Origin of the sequence: Pseudoalteromonas sp. APC 3691 (genome assembly GCF_030408135.1) — a bacterium.
Taxonomy (GTDB): Bacteria; Pseudomonadota; Gammaproteobacteria; order Enterobacterales; family Alteromonadaceae; genus Pseudoalteromonas.
The window spans coordinates 1-17,767 of the sequence record NZ_JASDCB010000082.1 but is presented as its reverse complement, the minus strand read 5'-3'; the positions used below and the strand labels follow the sequence as shown (position 1 = coordinate 17,767).

The following is a 17,767-nucleotide window of genomic DNA, read 5'->3' as shown; positions in this document are numbered from 1 at the left end:
CACCGCCGTATACTTTTGCAAGTACGTTAGTGATTGCTGCAGTTAGTGTAGTTTTACCGTGGTCAACGTGGCCGATTGTACCAACGTTTACGTGCGGTTTTACGCGTTCAAACTTTTCTTTTGCCATGACGGAACCTATCAGTTTTGTGTATCTAAATTACATATGAAAATAATCCACCAAAGGTAGATTAAGTTAATCTTTTTCAAATAGTATTTTCTGACAGATAAAGGAAGTAATCAAGGAGATTCTTAGGACTGGTGCTGATAGGCAGAGTCGAACTGCCGACCTCACCCTTACCAAGGGTGCGCTCTACCAACTGAGCTATATCAGCAACACAAGAACTGGAGCGGGCAGCGGGAATCGAACCCGCATCATCAGCTTGGAAGGCTGAGGTAATAGCCATTATACGATGCCCGCATAAAAATCTGTTCTTAAACTACCTCTAACCGTCAAGAATAAAGTGGTGGAGGGAGCTGGATTCGAACCAGCGAAGGCTGAGCCGTCAGATTTACAGTCTGATCCCTTTGGCCGCTCGGGAACCCCTCCACGATAATTCTCTACTAATTCACTTCCGGTAAAAGGAAAGTGGTGCCGACTAACCGAGTCGAACGGTTGACCTACTGATTACAAGTCAGTTGCTCTACCAGCTGAGCTAAGTCGGCACTGCTTTAGTACGGGGCGAGATATTAGAGTAAGGTTTATTGGGATGCAACAATAAAATTAAAAAAAGTGTAAATTTTTAGTTTAAATGCTCAATATTCACGCGAAAACACGTTTTTTGCACTTTTTTATACTGTTTCGGTTAATTCATACCAATAATTTAAGCCCTTCATTACTAACAATGAATCAAAAATACTTCCTGCAAATTGCTGTTGCAATAGCGAGCCATAGCCACCAGCAAAAATAATTTGTGGTGCTTGTTCTGTTTTTTGAGCCGTTAAATTCAGCTTAGCTTGCTCAATTGCACCGATGGTTGCCACTAAAGCACCATTTTTTAAACCGTTTGGCGTGTTTTTACCCAATTCATTAGTAAATGGTGTTTTACCGTCATCAAAAACACGTTGGGTGTTTTGTGTAAGCGATGAGGTCATTAAATCAAGCCCAGGTAAAATCCAGCCACCCAAATGTAGGCCTTCACTATCAAGCACGTCAATTGTGGTGGCAGTACCTGCATCAATAACAATGCATGCTTTATGTGGGTATAATGTAAAGCCTGCAATAAGCGCAAGCCACCTATCGATACCTAAGTTACCTACGTGCTCGTAAGCGCATACAAGATCTCCAAGCGTTTTGGTTACTTTGGCTTCAAAGCAAGTAATATTATTGCTAGCCGCTTGCATTAGAATATCGTTTAATAAATCACTGCGCCCTACGCACGCATAAATCACTTCGGTTATTTGCAACCAAGGTAGGTTATTTATATCTGCTGGTTGTGCTTGCTCGTTACCCCACAGCACAGCTTTTAGTGATGTATTTCCTACGTCGATCAGTAATCTCATACTTGCGCCTTTCTGAGGGAGACTTCCCCACCGTAATAACTTTTTACTTCACCATCTTGGCGAATTCGTATTCCACCTTGTGGGTCAATACCTTCACATATTCCACGCCAGCTTCGGTGCCCTGTATTAAGCTCAACATAATCACCAGCAAATGCATTGAGTGAATTCCATTGCTCATACATATTTTGCAAACCTGTTTGACGATACTGCACTAAACGCTGCTCTAAATGATGAGTAAGCGATGCCACTAGCTGGTTTTTATCTAGCTGTTGAGTATGTTGATTTAAGTCGGTCCACGCTTGGTCTATATGTTGGCTAAAGCTGTCTGGCATTTGTAAATTAATACCTATACCAATCACAAGCTGACAAGGACCTTGCGGCTGTCCGTCGAGTTCAACTAATACACCTGCAAGCTTTTGCTTATTTATATAAATATCGTTAGGCCATTTAAGCTCTACGTCAATTTGGTATAACGCTTTAATTGCATCATAAACTGCAAGGCCTACTGCAATTGATACACCCATTGCAGCTTGAAGCCCGTCATCTAAACGCCAAAAGTAACTGTAATACAAATTAGCGCCGAATGGGGATTGCCAAACACGGCCGCGTCGGCCGCGCCCTGCTTGCTGCATTTCAGCAACAATAACAGTCCCAGACTCAAGCGCTGTTTTAGCCTGTATACGGCGCATAAGCTCACTGTTGGTCGAATCTATAATAGGGTGTACTTCTACATTGGCCGTATTATCACCTAGCGCTTTGTAGTGTTGATCAATTTGCGTTTTATTTAAAAGGCCCACCTGACTATTCAAACAATAGCCTTTGCCAGTCACTTTAAAAATATCCAAGCCCATTTCTTGTAACGTTTTAATATGTTTACTAACCGCAGCTCGGCTAATTCCTAGCTTTTCACCCAAGGCTTGCCCAGATACAAAGCCTCCTTGGTTGAGTGCATTTAAAATAGCGAGTTTGTTTCCATCAGGTGCTTTCATTGCTCAGGCTCCGCGTTAATATGGCATTCGCTGCACGAATCTATCAAACGTACTTCGTGCTCAAGCATAATGTTGTAGCGCATATAAACCACTTGCTGAATGTGTTTAATCATTTTTATTAGGTCACTACCTTCACTATTTCCGTGATTAACAAGCACTAGCGCTTGTTGTTCATGCACTTCTACACCGGCCTCGCGGTGCCCTTTTAAACCACTTTTATCGATTAGCCAACCTGCTGCGACCTTGTGATGGCTTTGCCCATATTCGTAATGAGGTAAATCTGCAAACTGCTTTAATAGCTCAGCTAACTGCTGGTTAGTAATTATTGGGTTTTTAAAAAAGCTACCCGCATTGGCAAGTGTATATGGGTTAGGTAATTTGCTATTGCGCGTTTTTATAACCTGATCGAATACTGCTTGCGGGGTAATGCTTGAGAGCTGCTGCAGGGGGCCATAACTTAATACTGGTTGCCACTTTTTTGGAAGCGCTAAATGCACTTGCGTGATCACCGCTTTATTTTTAAGGGCATGTTTAAATATTGAGTCTCTGTAAGCAAATTCACATTGCTCGTTATTTAGTGAGTGCATAGTTTTAGTGGTTATATCAAAGTATTCTACCAACTCAATAAATTTAGCTATCTCAACGCCATAAGCACCAATATTTTGTACCGGCGATGCACCCACTGTGCCCGGTATAAGTGCTAAATTTTCAAGCCCGGGTATATTTTTCTCTAATAAATAACTGACTAGTTGATGCCAGTTTTCGCCTGCGGCAATAGTTATTAGTGTGTCGTTCTCACGATCAGTAATTTTAATCCCTTTTAAGGCTATTTTTATAACCGTACCCATGTAGTCATTTAAAAATACGGTATTACTGCCCTCGCCTAGCAAACAAAACGGTGTACTAAAACTTTGCGTTTTAAGTTGCTCAAGCTGAGTAATTTCAACAAAATTTTGGCATTGGCTGTTTAATGCGAATGTATGTAAGGAGTGTAATGAATGCGCCACAAAGCTCTCTAAAAATACCGGTAACTAATCGCAATAGTTTACCTCATCGTCGCAAATGTGGCACTAGATTGTAAAAATCACTCAACCCACCGTGCCAATCGTGATATAAAACCAGCACTTTTTTATTTGTGTTCAGAGTAATGATGAAAATTAAACCTCTTTTTTTAAGCCTCGCTATGGCGGGGATGTGTTCGCAAGCAATGGCTAATGCGATTGACCAAAACTCGTATGCTAACCTTGATGATGTTGTTACTACTCACTTAAACCTTGATTTAGATGTCGACTTTGCCGACAAGCAGTTAGAAGGTTTTGTTGAGCATACTCTTCAGTGGAACAACAGCAAAAGTAGAACGCTTGTACTTGATACCCGCGACTTAGACATTGATAAAGTAATGTACAAAGATCAAAGTGGTAACTGGAAAAAGGCGACTTTTGATTTAGCTAAGCGAGATGACGTTAAAGGCTCAAAGCTTACTATTGTGTTTAAAAACCAAGCTAAAGTAGTTCGTATTTACTACAACAGTCGTCCAGAAGCTTCAGGCCTGCAATGGTTAACACCCACGCAAACGGCAAGTAAAACGCATCCATTTATGTACAGCCAATCGCAAGCAATTCATGCACGTAGTTGGATCCCAGTGCAAGATACACCCGCAATGCGTGTAACTTACTCTGCACGAATTCATACACCAAAAGATATACGTGCTGTAATGAGTGCCGATAACAAAGATGCGCTTTATAAAGATGGCGACTACATTTTTGATATGCCACAAGCAATTTCACCTTACCTAATTGCTATTGGCGCAGGTAACTTAGAATTTAAAGCAATGTCGCACCAAACTGGCATATTTGCTGAGCCTACAATTTTAGATGCCTCAGTTGCTGAATTTGACGACACCCAAGCCATGATCGACAAAACAAACGCTATGTACGGCGAATATGCATGGGGTCGCTACGACTTATTAATGCTACCGCCAAGTTTTCCGTTTGGTGGCATGGAAAATCCACGCTTATCGTTTATAACTCCAACGGTTGTTGCTGGTGATAAAAGCTTAGTTAACCTTATTGCCCATGAGCTTGCTCATTCTTGGTCAGGTAACTTAGTAACTAACGCAACGTGGGAAGATTTATGGTTAAACGAAGGTTTTACCTCGTACGTTGAAAACCGCATTATGGAAGAAGTATTTGGTCGTGACCGTGCGGTTATGGAACAAGCACTTGATTCAGCGTCTTTACGCGCACAAATTAAAACAATTGATGCACCAGATACACGCCTTAATTTAAAGCTTAATGGCCGCGACCCAGACGATGCGTTTAGCTCAGTGCCTTACACTAAAGGTCAGTTATTTTTAATCTATCTAGAAAACAAATATGGCCGCGATAAGTTTGACCCGTTTGTAAAAGCGTACTTTAAAGAGTTTTCGTTTAAATCACTTACTACCGCGCAATTTGTTACTTACTTAAAAGCTAACTTAATTGAGAAGTACCCTGGTGTTGTAAGTATGGATAAAGTAAACGAATGGATTTTTGAGCCTGGCTTACCAAGTGATGCGCCAAACCCTACGTCTGATGCATTTGATAAAGTAGATACTGCAACAGCAGCATGGTTGAAAGGCGACACAACAGCAGCTCAACTACCAACGGCTGATTGGTCTGTACATGAGTGGCTACACTTTTTAAATAACTTACCACGCGATTTAAGCATAGAGAAAATGAGCGAGCTTGATAGTGAATTTAACCTAACGCAATCAACTAACGCTGAACGTGCGTTTGCTTGGTTTATGCTAGCAGTAGGTAATGGTTATCAACCAATTTATCCTGCGCTTAATAAGCACTTATCAGGTATTGGCCGTCGTAAGTTAATTGTGCCGTTATATAAATCACTTATCACTAACGGTAAAAAAGACTGGGCACAAAGCGTGTACTTAAAAGCACGCCCTGGGTATCACCCTCTTGCGCAAGGTACTCTTGACGCATTATTTGAATAAATAGCGTTAACTAGAAACTAAAAAGGGCCAAATTTGGCCCTTTTTGTTTTTCTGTTATTTTACTTTGTTACTTTTTCTAAAAAAGCTTTACGCTCTGTAGTTGTGGCTTGTTGCCACCAAAAATCAAGCATTTGCGGCGCACTTGGCATGCCTTTACCTGTAATTGGTGCTATCGGCTTTATTGGCTGACTAGGACGTGAAGGTCCTGCAGGCAATGTATTTTGCATTACCGGTTTATTGCTTGCTAGTTGCGTGTTAGAAATAACACTTAAAGGCTTAGCAACAGCGCTACTTTTTGCTTTTAAACTCACTTGAGGGGCTTCTGCAAACACTTTTGCAGATACTGCATTTTCAGCACGATTAAACACTAAGGTATAATCTTTACCTGCTTCAACAGTTACACTTACCCAAAATGGTTCCGACTCTATAACTTCATGCGTGTCATAATCATCTTCATATAAATCGGTGTACTTTAGCCTAAGCTGATAAGTTCCGGGGGCAAGCTCTACATCATCAATACGACTAAACAAAGAGCTTTCTAGCATTTTATCGCCCACTTGCAGTGGTACAAATTCTTCTGGAAAGTGAATATTCTCAGCATTAGCCGAAAAACTAACTAGTAATGCAACTGCACTACTTATTAAAATTGGTTTAAGCATATTAACTCCTTTATTTGATTTCAGTTTGACACTGCTTTGAAAGTTTGTCATTAGTGAGCTTAAAATTCACAACACTTAATTAGGAACACACTATGAGCCAAGAAACTATTTTTACCAAAATCATTAATCGTGAAATTCCAGCAGATATTATTTACGAAGATGAAAACACTCTCGCATTTAAAGATATAAACCCACAAGCGCCATTTCATGTGTTAATTATCCCAAAAAAAGCAATTGCTACTATAAATGATATAAATCCTGAAAACTCACATTTAGTAGGTAACTTATACGTAGTTGCAGCTAAATTAGCTAAGCAACATAATTTTGCTGAGGACGGATACCGCGTAGTTATGAACTGTAACGAGCATGGAGGGCAAACTGTTTATCACATACATTTACATATGCTTGGCGGTAAAGAAATGGGATGGCCACCTTATCAAAGCATAAAAAAAGTAAATTAATTAAGATTTTTTTGTTACTTTATTCTGCTCAAGTAATTAGTTACAAATATTATGGTTTTTCATGAGCATAAAGTGAGAAATAGTTACTTATTTGCAACATTTTATGTTTAAATAATTGTAAAATCGTATTTGTTATTGAGTACACTATCGACTTTCTAATACTAAAGGTGTGGAAGTCGTGATAAACTCAACCAGCCAGCTTTATAAAAGAGTATAAAAAACATGAGCAGTTCAGCCTTTTTGTTATTAGATAAAGAGCCAATTAACACTATTGGCATAAACGTTTTAGAACCTTTGTTAAAAACGCAAGGCCTTGACGTAACCACAGGTACGAACATTTTAGATATACCTGAAGGGACTCGACTTTTGTTTATTGAAACATCAAGTAAAGATGCATGGGGTAAACTAAAAGAACAACTAGTAAACCTGCGTATTAAATGCGATATCATATTATTTAATCTAGACGAAAACCCAGAGCTTGCTAATCGCGCGCTTTTAAGCGGTATTCGCGGCGTATTTTATACAACCGATAACGCGGATGTATTAATGAAAGGTATACGCCTACTAATGGAAGATCAACTTTGGTATCGTCGCGATATAATGTGTAATGCATTAAATCGTATGTTGCAGTTTAACAAAGACGCACTGCACAAACTTACTGAAGGTGATATAGAGCCGGTTAAACTTACTAAGCGAGAAAAAGCAATAATCTCACTAATGAGTAAAGGTTCGAAGAATAAAGAGATCGCAGAAGATTTAAGTATCAGTCCACACACTGTTAAAACACATTTATACAGCGCATTTAGAAAAACTAAATGCCGTAACCGTATTGAGCTTCTATCGTGGGCACAGCAAAATATTCCTGACGAAATTCGCTAAATACGTATTTCGACTAAATATTAAAAAACAGACACTTAAGTGTCTGTTTTTGTATGTGTTGCATATTTATTTAATACCAATTCGCTTATTAAGTTAATCACTTTAAGGATTGGTATAAATATATACTTTTGATAATCTTAGTTTAAAACTACTTTGCTGGAATATTAATGCTCGACTCTTTCACTCTTTATTTTGCCAGCATCGCCATCATGGTTGTAATGACTCTACTTAACTTTTTGACGTGGCGAACAAACAAAAAAATTCCAGGCACATTGCTTTATATTTTCTATCCCATATTGCTATTAGGCTCTGTTATTGGCTTTACTCTTGTTGGTGATACACATAATTTAGTAATTATCAGCGCTGCCAGTAACATGATGTTTGCCGCATCAATAGTGCACAGCCTTTCACTTAGTCAGTTTTTAAATTATCGCGGTATTGGTTTTAAATTACTCTGCTCAGTGACCGCTTTTTGCACTGTAATGCTTGGCTATTACACCTTTTTTGACCCATCTCTACACGAAAGAGTGATTGCATCCGATATACAACACATAGCAGAAGCTGGTTTTTTACTGTTTATATTTATTAAGTGTGCACGCAAACCCTATCCTAATGGCAGTATTGTATACATAACCATTTTAACGCTTGTTGCTTTAAGCTTTATTGGCCGCTCGTTATTTATGGATAACATTGAACAAAAAAACCTTTTAGTAAACGGCTGGTTTAGCTCATTATTATTTTTAAATGGCGTAATTGCACCCATGTTTTATGCTGCAGGTATGGCGTTATTATGTAATGAGCGCAGAGAGCAGCACCTCAATAAATTAGCCGATAAAGCACAAAAAGATTTAGAAATACGCGGGCTCTTTTTATCAACTATAAGCCACGAAATTCGCACCCCGCTAAACGGTATTTTAGGCAGCGCCCAACTTGTTATGAACCAAACAAGTGATACCCGCAATAAAGCCTATTGCGAAGCGATTATAAATTCTGCCGAATCACTTAACTTATTGGTAGATAAGGTCCTTGATTACGCGAGCCTAGATCAAAGTGACGAAGCGCTTTACGAAGAAGATGTAGAGTTTAAAACATGGCTTAATAATTTATGCTTATTACTCAGTCCTCTCGCCGAGCAAAAGCAACTCAAGTTTGAACTAATATGTAATATTCCTGAGCAAGCATGTTATTACTGCGACCAGCAAAAACTTAGGCAAATAATTATTAATTTAGTGGGTAATGCCATTAAGTTTACAGACCACGGAACCGTTAAAATTCAGGTTGATTTAGTATTAGAAAAGCAACTTGAGCACACTATAAAAATTAGTGTCAAAGATTCAGGGCCAGGTATAGAAAATGACGAGATAGCCTACTTAACAGAACCTTATGTACAAAGTAGTGCAGGCAAAGAGAAAGGCGGAACCGGCCTTGGTTTAGCTATTACCAGTCGCCTGCTTGAAAAGCTCAGTAGCCGACTCGAAATAACCAGCCAGCTTGGTACTGGTAGTGTATTTAGCTTTACCGTTACTTTTACTTTAGGTGAATTAAGCCTTGTAGAGCAGCGCCATCAAACTAAAGATTACTTAACAGGTCTTGATGTATTACTGGTTGAAGATTTAGATTTAAATCAAAAAATTGCTATAGAATTTATGGCCGACGATGAGCACAAAATTAAGCTCGCAAAAGACGGTAAAAGCGCGATAGAACTAATGCAAGCTCATCACTTTGATGTTGTTTTACTTGATATGAACCTACCTGACTTAACAGGTCAAGAAGTACTTAAACGTCTAAAACGCATTGATCATAAAAATCAACGAACCCCAGTGCTCGCTTTTACTGCAAGCCTTAGCCCTGACGAAGTGAAGGAGTACTTAGAACTAGGTATAAAAGACATTGTAGGCAAACCTATAAAGCACGAAAAACTTCGACAAGCACTTAGCGACTCTCAATCTAATCAAACTGCGAGCATTGCAGTAGAGCTTATTGATACCTTGTATGACAAAACAGCGGCCGAAACACTCACCAGCTCGTTTAGTGAAGATGAAGTATCGTCGATTTATAATGAGTTTGTGCTTTCGGCGCGTAACAAGCTAATTCGCTGTCAAAAGCTTATTGATCAACAACCAGAGCAATGCATTAAGCTTTTACATCGCCAAGCAAGTACCGCTCTGCAACTTGGTTTTAATCGCTATGGTATTGAGCTTAAAAAAATAGAGCGCCGTTTACTCGATAAAAAGCCACATAACGACATGCTTGATGAAGCGCTAGATCTGTGGCAACGCAGCTTAGAGCAATATTTAAAGTTTGTGCGTGGGCAGTTAGAGTAATAGTGAATTAGCTTTAAAATAGCTAATTATTAGCCTCTTCCATATTTATCATCAAATCGCTCTATATCGCTTTCATCAAGTACAGCACCGGTTTGCACTTCAATAACTATTAACGGCTCTTTTTGATTATTAGCCAAGCTATGAATTTGCTTTGCGGCGATATAACACGATTGGTCGTGCGTTAGCGTATACGCTTGCTCATTAATACATACATTTGCAATACCCGAAACCACAACCCAATGTTCAGCGCGATGCTGATGGCGCTGCGTCGAAAGCTTAGCACCGCTGTTAACAGTAATTTTCTTAACTTTAAAGCCAATGCCTTCAACCAAAGTACGGTAATTCCCCCATGGGCGAAAAACCACTTGATGATGATTAAGTTTATCAGCCTGTGTTGTAGCAATTTGCTTAAGCAACAAAGGCAAAGAATCTAGCTCATTTTGGTTTGCAATTAACGTGGCATCATGAGTATGAATAATTGCTAAATTGCTTACTCCAAGCGTGGCAATAGTGTGTTCAGCCTCGTTAATAACTAAGTTATTAGTACTTTTTTGAGCCATATAATTAGCGTTTAAACTATTACCGTTTTTATCTTTTTTTGTAAGCGCATCAAGGGATGAAAAACTACCTACATCACTCCATTTTAAATCAACAGGCATAACAACTACGTTATTACTGCGCTCTAAAATGGCGTAATCAATTGAATCGCTTGGGCAGTGCTCAAGCGCACTGTTGCTTGGGCGGGTAAACCCTAAATCTTTGGTAAATTGTGCTGCTGCAGCGACGCTCGTTGCTATTTTTGGCGCAAACCGCTCGAGCTCTTTTAAATAGGCTGCGGGGGTAAATAAAAACATGCCGCTATTCCAGCTATAACCACCTTGAGCTAAATAACGGTTCGCTGTTTCTAAGTCAGGCTTTTCTTTAAATTGAGCAACATCGTAACAACCCGTTCCAGCAATAGCCGCGCCTTGTTTTATATAACCATAACCAGTATGCGGCTCTGTAGGAGTAATAGAAAATGTAACTAGCTTTCCTTGCTCAGCAAGTTTTACAGCTTCAGGGAGCTTAGCTGTTAATACATCAAAGTTTTTAATATGATGATCGGCAGGCATCACTAATAGCGGACCGGTAATCCCATTTTGCAGTGCATAGTGGGCGGCTAATGCGATGGCAGGCGCGGTATTTTTACCTTTGGGTTCGAGCAATAATGCACTAGGAGTTGAGCTTGCAGCTTGCTCGGCGGCAATAAATCGGTGCTGTTCGTTACACACTAAAATAGCATTATCAAACAACTCATTAGAAACACGCGCCAACGTACTTTGTAGCAATGACGTGTTTTCATTTAGTAGTGATAAAAATTGTTTAGGCATTGCTTGGCGAGAAAGCGGCCACAAGCGAGAGCCTATGCCACCTGCTAAAATTACAGGAGTGATTAAAGTGTTCATAATGTACATTAGCCGCCAACAAAAATATCAGCGATTATTTTAACACTTTATTGGCTCTGCGCTAAATTAACGTGTTTATATTAATGTAAAAGAGTCTGCATCTAAATAGGCAGGAAACGCTGCTTTAAACTCATCCAGTGGCGCTTTTTCAAGTGTTATAGTAACTAGTTGCTCTGCGTCATCTTGCGCTTTAGTTAATGCATCGCCTTTGAAGTCGTATACCGCTGTACCGCCATTGTGCGCCACACCATTACCGTCTTCCCCCACGCGATTAACACCTACTACGTAACAGAGGTTTTCCATTGCACGCGCCATAAGTAACGTATCCCAAATATGGCGGCGTACAGCAGGCCAATTTGCTACGTTTATCATTACATCGTAGTCGTTATTATTACGTTGAAATACCGGAAAGCGCAGGTCATAGCATACTTGCGGTAATAGTTTAAAACCATTGATTTCAAAAACTTTGCGCGCTTGCCCTGCTACAACGTAATCGCCCTCGCTGCCTAAGCGAAATAAATGGCGCTTATCGTAATAACTCACCTCACCATCGGGTTTTACCCAATAAAACCGATTCGCTTTTTTATCGCCTTGTGCAACAAGTACCGAACCCGCAATAACCGCATTATGTTTATGAGCCTGCGCCTTTAACCACGTCAGTACTTTACCGTTTTCAGGCTCTGCACAATCTAAATTGATAGCAAAGCCAGTCGAGAATGTTTCGGGCAGTAAAATAAGATCGGGCTGATGCGTAATTGCTTCAAGCTGCTTATTAAACATGGCTAAATTAGCATCTTTATCAAGCCAATAAAGCGAGCTTTGCAATGCTGTAATGGTTAAAGTTGACATAATATTTGCGCAGCCTCTATGAGAGTGTTGTCGTTTTTAGCAAAGCATAAACGAATTACTTTGTCGGTTGGTGGATTTTGATAAAAAACACTTAACGGAATAGCCGCAACACCGGCTTGCTCAACTAACCAATGGCAAAATTCAACATCGTTTAAATCCGATACATCACTGTAATCTAATAATAAAAAGTAAGTGCCTTGGCTAGGTAAAATTTTAAAACGACTATTACTTAAATGGCTCGCTAATAAGTCGCGTTTTTGCTGATAAAACCCACTTAGCTCATCTATATGCTCACCTTGCTGCTCGAGCATATCGCCAAGCGCATGTTGTGCGGGGGTAAAGCTTGAAAACGTAACGTACTGATGAATTTTTCTAAATTCGATAGCTAAATCTGCAGGTGCAATACAGTACCCCATTTTCCAGCCCGTGCTGTGAAACGTTTTACCAAAACTCGATACAACAAAGCTTTTGGTAAATAATTCATCATCGCGTAATACACTTAAATGCGGTTGTTCATCAAACGTAATGTGCTCATATACCTCATCGCTTATTACATATAAATTGTGAGTACCAACTAACTCTTTAAGCGCTTTTATATCTTGTGGCTGTAATATTTTACCGCTTGGGTTATGAGGTGTATTTATAATAATTGCGCGGGTATTTTTAGTAATTGCTTGGCTTACTACTTGCCAATCAATGGTGTAGTTTGGCGCACTTAAAGCAATGTGTACCGACTTTCCGCCAGCGAGTTCAATTGCCGGTTGGTAAGAGTCATATGCAGGGTCAAATACGATCACTTCATCACTGGGGCGTACAATTGTTTGAATAGCCACAAACAATGCCTCTGTTGCACCCGAGGTAACAGTAACTTGATCAGCTGCGTTTATATCAGCTGCATATTTGCGCTTTGCTAAATCAGCAATTTGTTGCTGTAATCGTGGTACACCACTTGAAGGTGAATATTGATTAACGCCCTGCTGCACATAATAATTTAACTGCGTTTTTAAAAGATCAGGAGCATCAAACTCAGGAAAGCCTTGAGAGAGATTAATTGCCGAAAACTCATTAGCCAACCCACTCATTTGGCTAAATATACTAACGCCTAAATTTGGTAATTTACTTTCAAACACGTGATGCCCTTAATGATGGTTTTGCGCTTAAAGCGATGCTATCATTGCTTAAAACAGAAGTATAGCCGTCTAAAAACAATTAACTTTACGCTCATTAGTGAGGAATGTATGCAAAACAATACCGCTATTTCACAACTTATTGAAGCCGGAAAATGGGTTAGCCAAAAAGGCTGGGTACCCGCAACAGGCGGAAACTTTTCAGCTCGTACTAGCACTGGCTTTGTTGTTACAGCAAGTGGGCACGATAAAGGCTCACTGACGCAAGCGCATTTTTTGCAATTAGATCACCAAGGCGAGCGCCTAGCAGGAGCTGTAAAACCATCGGCAGAAACACAATTACACCTAAGTTTGTATCAGCTAATACCTGATGCGCAGTGTGTTTTGCATACTCACTCTGTAGCCGCTACCGTACTGTCGCAAATTACCCAAGGGCATCAGCTTGATTTAACAGGCTATGAAATGCAAAAAGCACTGAGCGGCTTTACTTCGCATTTAGAAACGCTGAGCATTCCTATTTTCGATAACGATCAAGATATTGACCGATTAAGCCTACTGGTTAGTGACCATCATTTACACACGCCTATAGATCATGGCGTACTGATACGCGGCCATGGTTTATATGCAGTAGGACGTAATATTGATGAAGTTCGTCGCCACCTAGAAGCCTTAGAGTTTTTATTTAGCTGCGAACTAGAGCGCCTAAAAATAATAGGTATTCAAGCGGGAGTAACTAAATGATTAAAGCCATTTTAACCGACATCGAAGGCACAATAACCCGTATCTCGTTTGTTAAAGAGGTGTTGTTTCCTTACGCAGCAAAACAGTTACCTACCTTTGTACGTGCCAATGCTAATAAGCCAGATGTAGCTGAGCAAATTAGTGCCGTAAAAGCCCTTATCGAAAAGCCAAACGCCGATATTGAAGAAGTCATTAGCACTTTACTTACCTGGATTGATGAAGATAAAAAAATCACTCCACTTAAGCAGTTACAAGGCTTAATTTGGCAAACAGGGTATGAACACGGTGATTTTAAAGGTCATTTATACCCAGATGCATTTGATTTTTTACAAGCTCAGTACAACAACGATATAGCTTTATATGTGTACTCGTCAGGGTCAGTAAAAGCGCAGCAGCTACTTTTTAAATACAGTGATTATGGTGACATTCGCAGCTTGTTTACTGACTTTTTTGACACCAAAGTTGGCGCAAAACAAGAGCAAATGGCCTATAACACCATTGTGGAGCTGTTACCGTTTAAAGCAGCAGAAATACTCTTTTTAAGTGATGTAGCCGGCGAGCTTGATGCCGCGCAAGCTGCAGGCTTAACAACACTACATTTAATTCGTGATGGGCAAGCAAGCACTAAAGCACACCCTTATATTAATGACTTTAGCCAATTTAAATTGGAGCAATTAGTATGAGTCAATTAACAATATATGCTGACAACGATGCAAGCAAAGCACTTGTAAGCACATCAAATGCTGATGATATTACAAAGCAGCTAGCTAAAGTAAACGTACGCTTTGAACAGTGGCAAGCAAATGCAGATATTAATGAGCACACCACCCATGAGCAAATTATTAGTGCGTACAAAAACGATATAGATCGGTTAAAAACCGAAAATGGCTATCAAACAGTAGACGTTATATCTCTAGCTAAAGGTAATCTTGGCGCATCAGAGCTGCGCAAAAAGTTTTTATTTGAACATACTCATAGTGAAGACGAAGTGCGTTTTTTTGTAAAAGGCCAAGGGCTATTTTGCCTGCATTTAGGCAATAAGGTTTACCAGGTACTTTGCCAACAAGGCGATTTAATTTCAGTGCCTGAACTTACCCCGCATTGGTTTGATATGGGAAGCGCTCCTGAGTTTACTGCCATTCGCTTATTTAACAATACAGAGGGCTGGGTAGCAAAAAGTACTGACTCGTCTATTGCAGAGCAATTTCCGCTATTATCGTAAGTTAGTCATTCAAAACCTTGGTCCACACTAATAAACATAACGTGGACCAAAAATATCGCGAAGTTACTTAAGCTTTAAAAGTTCGCCATTTTCAACCTGATTTTGGTTGTACACACCAGTGTCTAACACCCATCCTGTAACCAGTTTTGCCGGCGTTATATCAAATGCTGGGTTATATACATTAGCATTAGTGGGCGCCCATAAAGCCTCGCCAAAGCTACCGCTAACTCCGCGCACTTCTTGAGGATTACGTTGCTCTATTTCTATATCATCACCACACGCGGTGTTGGTATCAAGCGTGGTAATAGGCGCGACCACATAAAATGGAATGTTATGAAAATATGCAAGTACGGCTAAATTATAAGTGCCCACTTTATTAGCAAAATCACCATTGGCAGCAATACGATCAGCCCCTACCACTATTTTATCCACCTTACCTGCAGCTATTAAACTTGCCGCCATATTATCGCAAATTAGTGTGTAAGGTACTTGCCAGCGCTCAAGCTCAAAGGCAGTTAAGCGACCGCCTTGTAATAATGGTCGTGTTTCATCAACCCACACATGTACGTTGCCATATTTTTGCTGCGCTTTGTAAATAACACCTAGTGCAGTACCAATACCAGCGGTTGCAAGCGCCCCTGTATTACAATGGGTTAATATGTTGTCGCCACTATTTATAAGTTCGGCGCCACGGCTTGCCATTCGCTCACACAGCTCAATATCTTCAATAAACAACCGCTCAGCTGTCGTAACAATACCGGCAACATAATCGCTTTGCGTTAAAGCTTTACGCAATGCAGCCATACAATGCATTAAATTAACCGCCGTTGGGCGAGTGGCTTCTAGCTCATTGATTGCTTTTTCAAGCTCACCTTTAACTACCCCTTGCTCAGCTAAATACGCCACTAACAAGCTCGCGCTTAAACCAATAAGTGGAGCTCCACGTACTTTTAAATTAATGATCAGCTCTTTCATGGTTTCTACATCATGGCATTGATGCCATACCTGCTGGTGAGGTAGTAAATATTGGTCGAGCACACTAAGCGACCCGTTTTCATATTTTAAACTGCTTGCGATTAAATTTTGCATAATGCTTAAGGTATTAAAAATGCGTAACGTTATTTTACACCACTTTGAATAACTCTCAAGTCGGACTTGTAGACATCTAAACATTTAAAGGTATAGAATGCTTAAAAGCTAATTTTTGAGATTTAAACCATGACTAACTATGTTGCTTTTAATACACAGCGCGCTATCGATTATGCATCGACATTAATTGAATCTAAACAATGTAATTTTTTTGCTCCCGGACAAGCCTTATCGGCATATGAGTTTGGTGATGGCAATCTTAATTTAGTATTTAGAATTACTGATGAGCAAAACAATAGTGTTATTTTAAAGCAAGCTCTGCCTTACGCGCGTTGCGTGGGTGAGTCGTGGCCATTAACGCTTGATAGAGCTCGTATAGAAGCACAAGTTTTGCTTAATCATGGCGCTATTTGCCCAACTTATACTGCTAGGGTTTTACATTATAGTGAAATGCAAGCACTGACTATTTTAGAAGATTTAGGTAATTTACAAATACTGCGAACTGCACAAAATAATGCTGAGCAATTTCCTAAATTAGCGCAGCATGTAGCTACCTACTTAAGCCATACTGGTTTTTATAATTCAGATTTTTATTTAACCGCACAAACTAAAAAAGCGCTCGTTAGCCAATTTACTAACTCTGAACTTTGCCAAATCACTGAAGACTTATTTTTTAGCGATCCGTACATTGAGCACAAACGCAATAACTACCCAAAGCAACTACAAAGCGAAGTTGATGCAATACACAAAAACAGCGCATTAAAATTAGAAATAGCAAAACTAAAAGCTAATTTTTTATCTAACCCGCAAACATTACTTCATGGTGATATGCATAGCGGCAGTATTTTTGTTGATTGTAATAATACAAAGATGATCGATCCTGAGTTTGGTTTTTTTGGTCCTGCTGGGTTCGATATTGGCTCTTTTATTGGCAATTTACTTTTAAATTACTGCGCACAATACGGGCATATTGAAGATTTTATGGCTCGTCGTAATTACCAAACCCACTTATTAAGCACCCTTGTTGAATGCTATACATTATTTGAACAGCATTGGCTTTCGCTTATAAATGAGCACACTACTGATAATTCGCTAAAAGTTACAGGCTACGGTGAATACTTTATAAAAGGGGTGCTACAAGACGCCATTGGTTACTGTGGTGCTGAGTTAATTAGGCGCACCATAGGGCTCGCACATGTAACCGATATAGATAGTATTGGTGATGATAAGGTGCGTCTTATAGTGCAAAAACAAACATTAGCACTAGGCGAGCAACTTATTTTGAATGCCCAAACATGCAACAACAAAGAAGCATTTTTTAGTTTATTAATAAGCCAATTAAACTAAAAAAAGGCGCTATTAGCTGTCTCTTATACACAAATCCCTGCTAAGAAATTAGCGGGGATTTTTTTGAACTAAATCTCAATGTCATGATCAGATCTTCAAATCTTGTTTGAGGGCACATTATGATTAACGAACATACTCATTGG

The 17,767-nt window shown here is 39.7% G+C and carries 17 protein-coding genes and 4 tRNA genes; 8 read left to right on the top strand and 13 right to left on the bottom strand.

The window, feature by feature from the left end:
* The 8 genes from QL998_RS18620 to murB all read right to left on the bottom strand — a co-directional run.
* Positions 1-127 (bottom strand): GTP-binding protein (locus tag QL998_RS18620; protein WP_033023824.1); only part of this gene is annotated, 127 nt, incomplete at its 3' end.
* A 129-nt stretch (positions 128-256) separates the two neighbouring features.
* Positions 257-332 (bottom strand) — tRNA-Thr (locus QL998_RS18615).
* Positions 333-343: 11 nt separating this feature from the next.
* A tRNA-Gly gene (locus QL998_RS18610) sits at positions 344-418 on the bottom strand.
* A 44-nt stretch (positions 419-462) separates the two neighbouring features.
* Positions 463-547: transfer RNA gene (locus tag QL998_RS18605), tRNA-Tyr, on the bottom strand.
* A gap of 40 nt (positions 548-587) precedes the next feature.
* Positions 588-663 (bottom strand) — tRNA-Thr (locus tag QL998_RS18600).
* Positions 664-789: 126 nt separating this feature from the next.
* Positions 790-1,500 carry a type III pantothenate kinase gene (locus QL998_RS18595; protein ID WP_182197737.1) on the bottom strand — a complete coding sequence of 237 codons (711 nt, stop codon included), beginning with the start codon at positions 1,498-1,500 and terminating at the stop codon, positions 790-792.
* The gene (gene birA / locus QL998_RS18590; RefSeq protein WP_024597284.1) at positions 1,497-2,489 is read right to left on the bottom strand and encodes a bifunctional biotin--[acetyl-CoA-carboxylase] ligase/biotin operon repressor BirA; all 993 of its coding nucleotides are present in this window, start codon (positions 2,487-2,489) and stop codon (positions 1,497-1,499) included. The genes QL998_RS18595 and birA overlap by 4 nt, the downstream gene beginning before the upstream one ends.
* Positions 2,486-3,496 (bottom strand): UDP-N-acetylmuramate dehydrogenase, encoded by a 1,011-nt coding sequence (gene murB / locus QL998_RS18585; RefSeq protein ID WP_024599731.1) that lies wholly within the window; start codon positions 3,494-3,496, stop codon positions 2,486-2,488. Before murB ends, birA begins: the two co-directional genes overlap by 4 nt.
* Positions 3,497-3,639: 143 nt before the next feature.
* On the opposite strand from murB, the gene QL998_RS18580 reads away from it, so the two are divergent.
* On the top strand, positions 3,640-5,481 hold the full coding sequence (locus tag QL998_RS18580) for a M1 family metallopeptidase (protein WP_290193256.1): 1,842 nt from the start codon (positions 3,640-3,642) through the stop codon (positions 5,479-5,481).
* Positions 5,482-5,540: 59 nt separating this feature from the next.
* On the opposite strand, the gene QL998_RS18575 is transcribed toward QL998_RS18580, so the two are convergent.
* Entirely contained in the window at positions 5,541-6,140 is a 600-nt protein-coding gene (locus tag QL998_RS18575; protein WP_290193255.1) for a DUF2057 domain-containing protein, read from the bottom strand.
* 92 nt (positions 6,141-6,232) lie between these two features.
* Between QL998_RS18575 and QL998_RS18570 the strand changes: the two genes are divergently transcribed.
* The 3 genes from QL998_RS18570 to QL998_RS18560 all read left to right on the top strand — a co-directional run bounded on the left by QL998_RS18570 (position 6,233) and on the right by QL998_RS18560 (position 9,804).
* Positions 6,233-6,601 carry a histidine triad nucleotide-binding protein gene (locus tag QL998_RS18570; protein WP_010555457.1) on the top strand — a complete coding sequence of 123 codons (369 nt, stop codon included), beginning with the start codon at positions 6,233-6,235 and terminating at the stop codon, positions 6,599-6,601.
* Between the two features lie 222 nt (positions 6,602-6,823).
* Positions 6,824-7,480, top strand: coding sequence for a response regulator transcription factor (locus QL998_RS18565; protein WP_182197728.1), 657 nt, complete (start codon positions 6,824-6,826; stop codon positions 7,478-7,480).
* A gap of 167 nt (positions 7,481-7,647) precedes the next feature.
* Positions 7,648-9,804 (top strand): response regulator, encoded by a 2,157-nt coding sequence (locus QL998_RS18560; RefSeq protein WP_290193254.1) that lies wholly within the window; start codon positions 7,648-7,650, stop codon positions 9,802-9,804.
* A 29-nt stretch (positions 9,805-9,833) separates the two neighbouring features.
* Here QL998_RS18560 and QL998_RS18555 read toward each other — a convergent pair whose 3' ends face one another.
* The 3 genes from QL998_RS18555 to QL998_RS18545 all read right to left on the bottom strand — a co-directional run bounded on the left by QL998_RS18555 (position 9,834) and on the right by QL998_RS18545 (position 13,228).
* Positions 9,834-11,249: a mannose-1-phosphate guanylyltransferase/mannose-6-phosphate isomerase gene (locus QL998_RS18555; RefSeq protein WP_010555460.1), complete on the bottom strand. Its 1,416-nt coding sequence runs from the start codon at positions 11,247-11,249 to the stop codon at positions 9,834-9,836.
* A gap of 75 nt (positions 11,250-11,324) precedes the next feature.
* Entirely contained in the window at positions 11,325-12,098 is a 774-nt protein-coding gene (locus QL998_RS18550; RefSeq protein WP_024606305.1) for an amidohydrolase, read from the bottom strand.
* Positions 12,086-13,228 carry a methionine aminotransferase gene (locus QL998_RS18545; RefSeq protein WP_182197723.1) on the bottom strand — a complete coding sequence of 381 codons (1,143 nt, stop codon included), beginning with the start codon at positions 13,226-13,228 and terminating at the stop codon, positions 12,086-12,088. Before QL998_RS18545 ends, QL998_RS18550 begins: the two co-directional genes overlap by 13 nt.
* Before the next feature lie 108 nt (positions 13,229-13,336).
* Between QL998_RS18545 and QL998_RS18540 the strand changes: the two genes are divergently transcribed.
* The 3 genes from QL998_RS18540 to QL998_RS18530 are packed head-to-tail and all read left to right on the top strand — an operon-like array spanning position 13,337 to position 15,188.
* Positions 13,337-13,966: a methylthioribulose 1-phosphate dehydratase gene (locus QL998_RS18540; protein ID WP_024606303.1), complete on the top strand. Its 630-nt coding sequence runs from the start codon at positions 13,337-13,339 to the stop codon at positions 13,964-13,966.
* A complete protein-coding gene (mtnC, locus tag QL998_RS18535; RefSeq protein ID WP_024606302.1) occupies positions 13,963-14,649 on the top strand; it encodes an acireductone synthase in 687 nt (228 codons plus the stop codon). Before QL998_RS18540 ends, mtnC begins: the two co-directional genes overlap by 4 nt.
* A complete protein-coding gene (locus QL998_RS18530; RefSeq protein ID WP_182197722.1) occupies positions 14,646-15,188 on the top strand; it encodes an acireductone dioxygenase in 543 nt (180 codons plus the stop codon). The genes mtnC and QL998_RS18530 overlap by 4 nt, the downstream gene beginning before the upstream one ends.
* Before the next feature lie 63 nt (positions 15,189-15,251).
* On the opposite strand, the gene mtnA is transcribed toward QL998_RS18530, so the two are convergent.
* Positions 15,252-16,277 carry an S-methyl-5-thioribose-1-phosphate isomerase gene (mtnA, locus tag QL998_RS18525; RefSeq protein WP_182197721.1) on the bottom strand — a complete coding sequence of 342 codons (1,026 nt, stop codon included), beginning with the start codon at positions 16,275-16,277 and terminating at the stop codon, positions 15,252-15,254.
* 129 nt (positions 16,278-16,406) lie between these two features.
* Here mtnA and mtnK point away from each other — a divergent pair, with 129 nt between their 5' ends.
* The gene (gene mtnK / locus QL998_RS18520; RefSeq protein ID WP_290193253.1) at positions 16,407-17,624 is read left to right on the top strand and encodes an S-methyl-5-thioribose kinase; all 1,218 of its coding nucleotides are present in this window, start codon (positions 16,407-16,409) and stop codon (positions 17,622-17,624) included.
* The last annotated feature ends 143 nt before the right edge of the window (positions 17,625-17,767 follow it).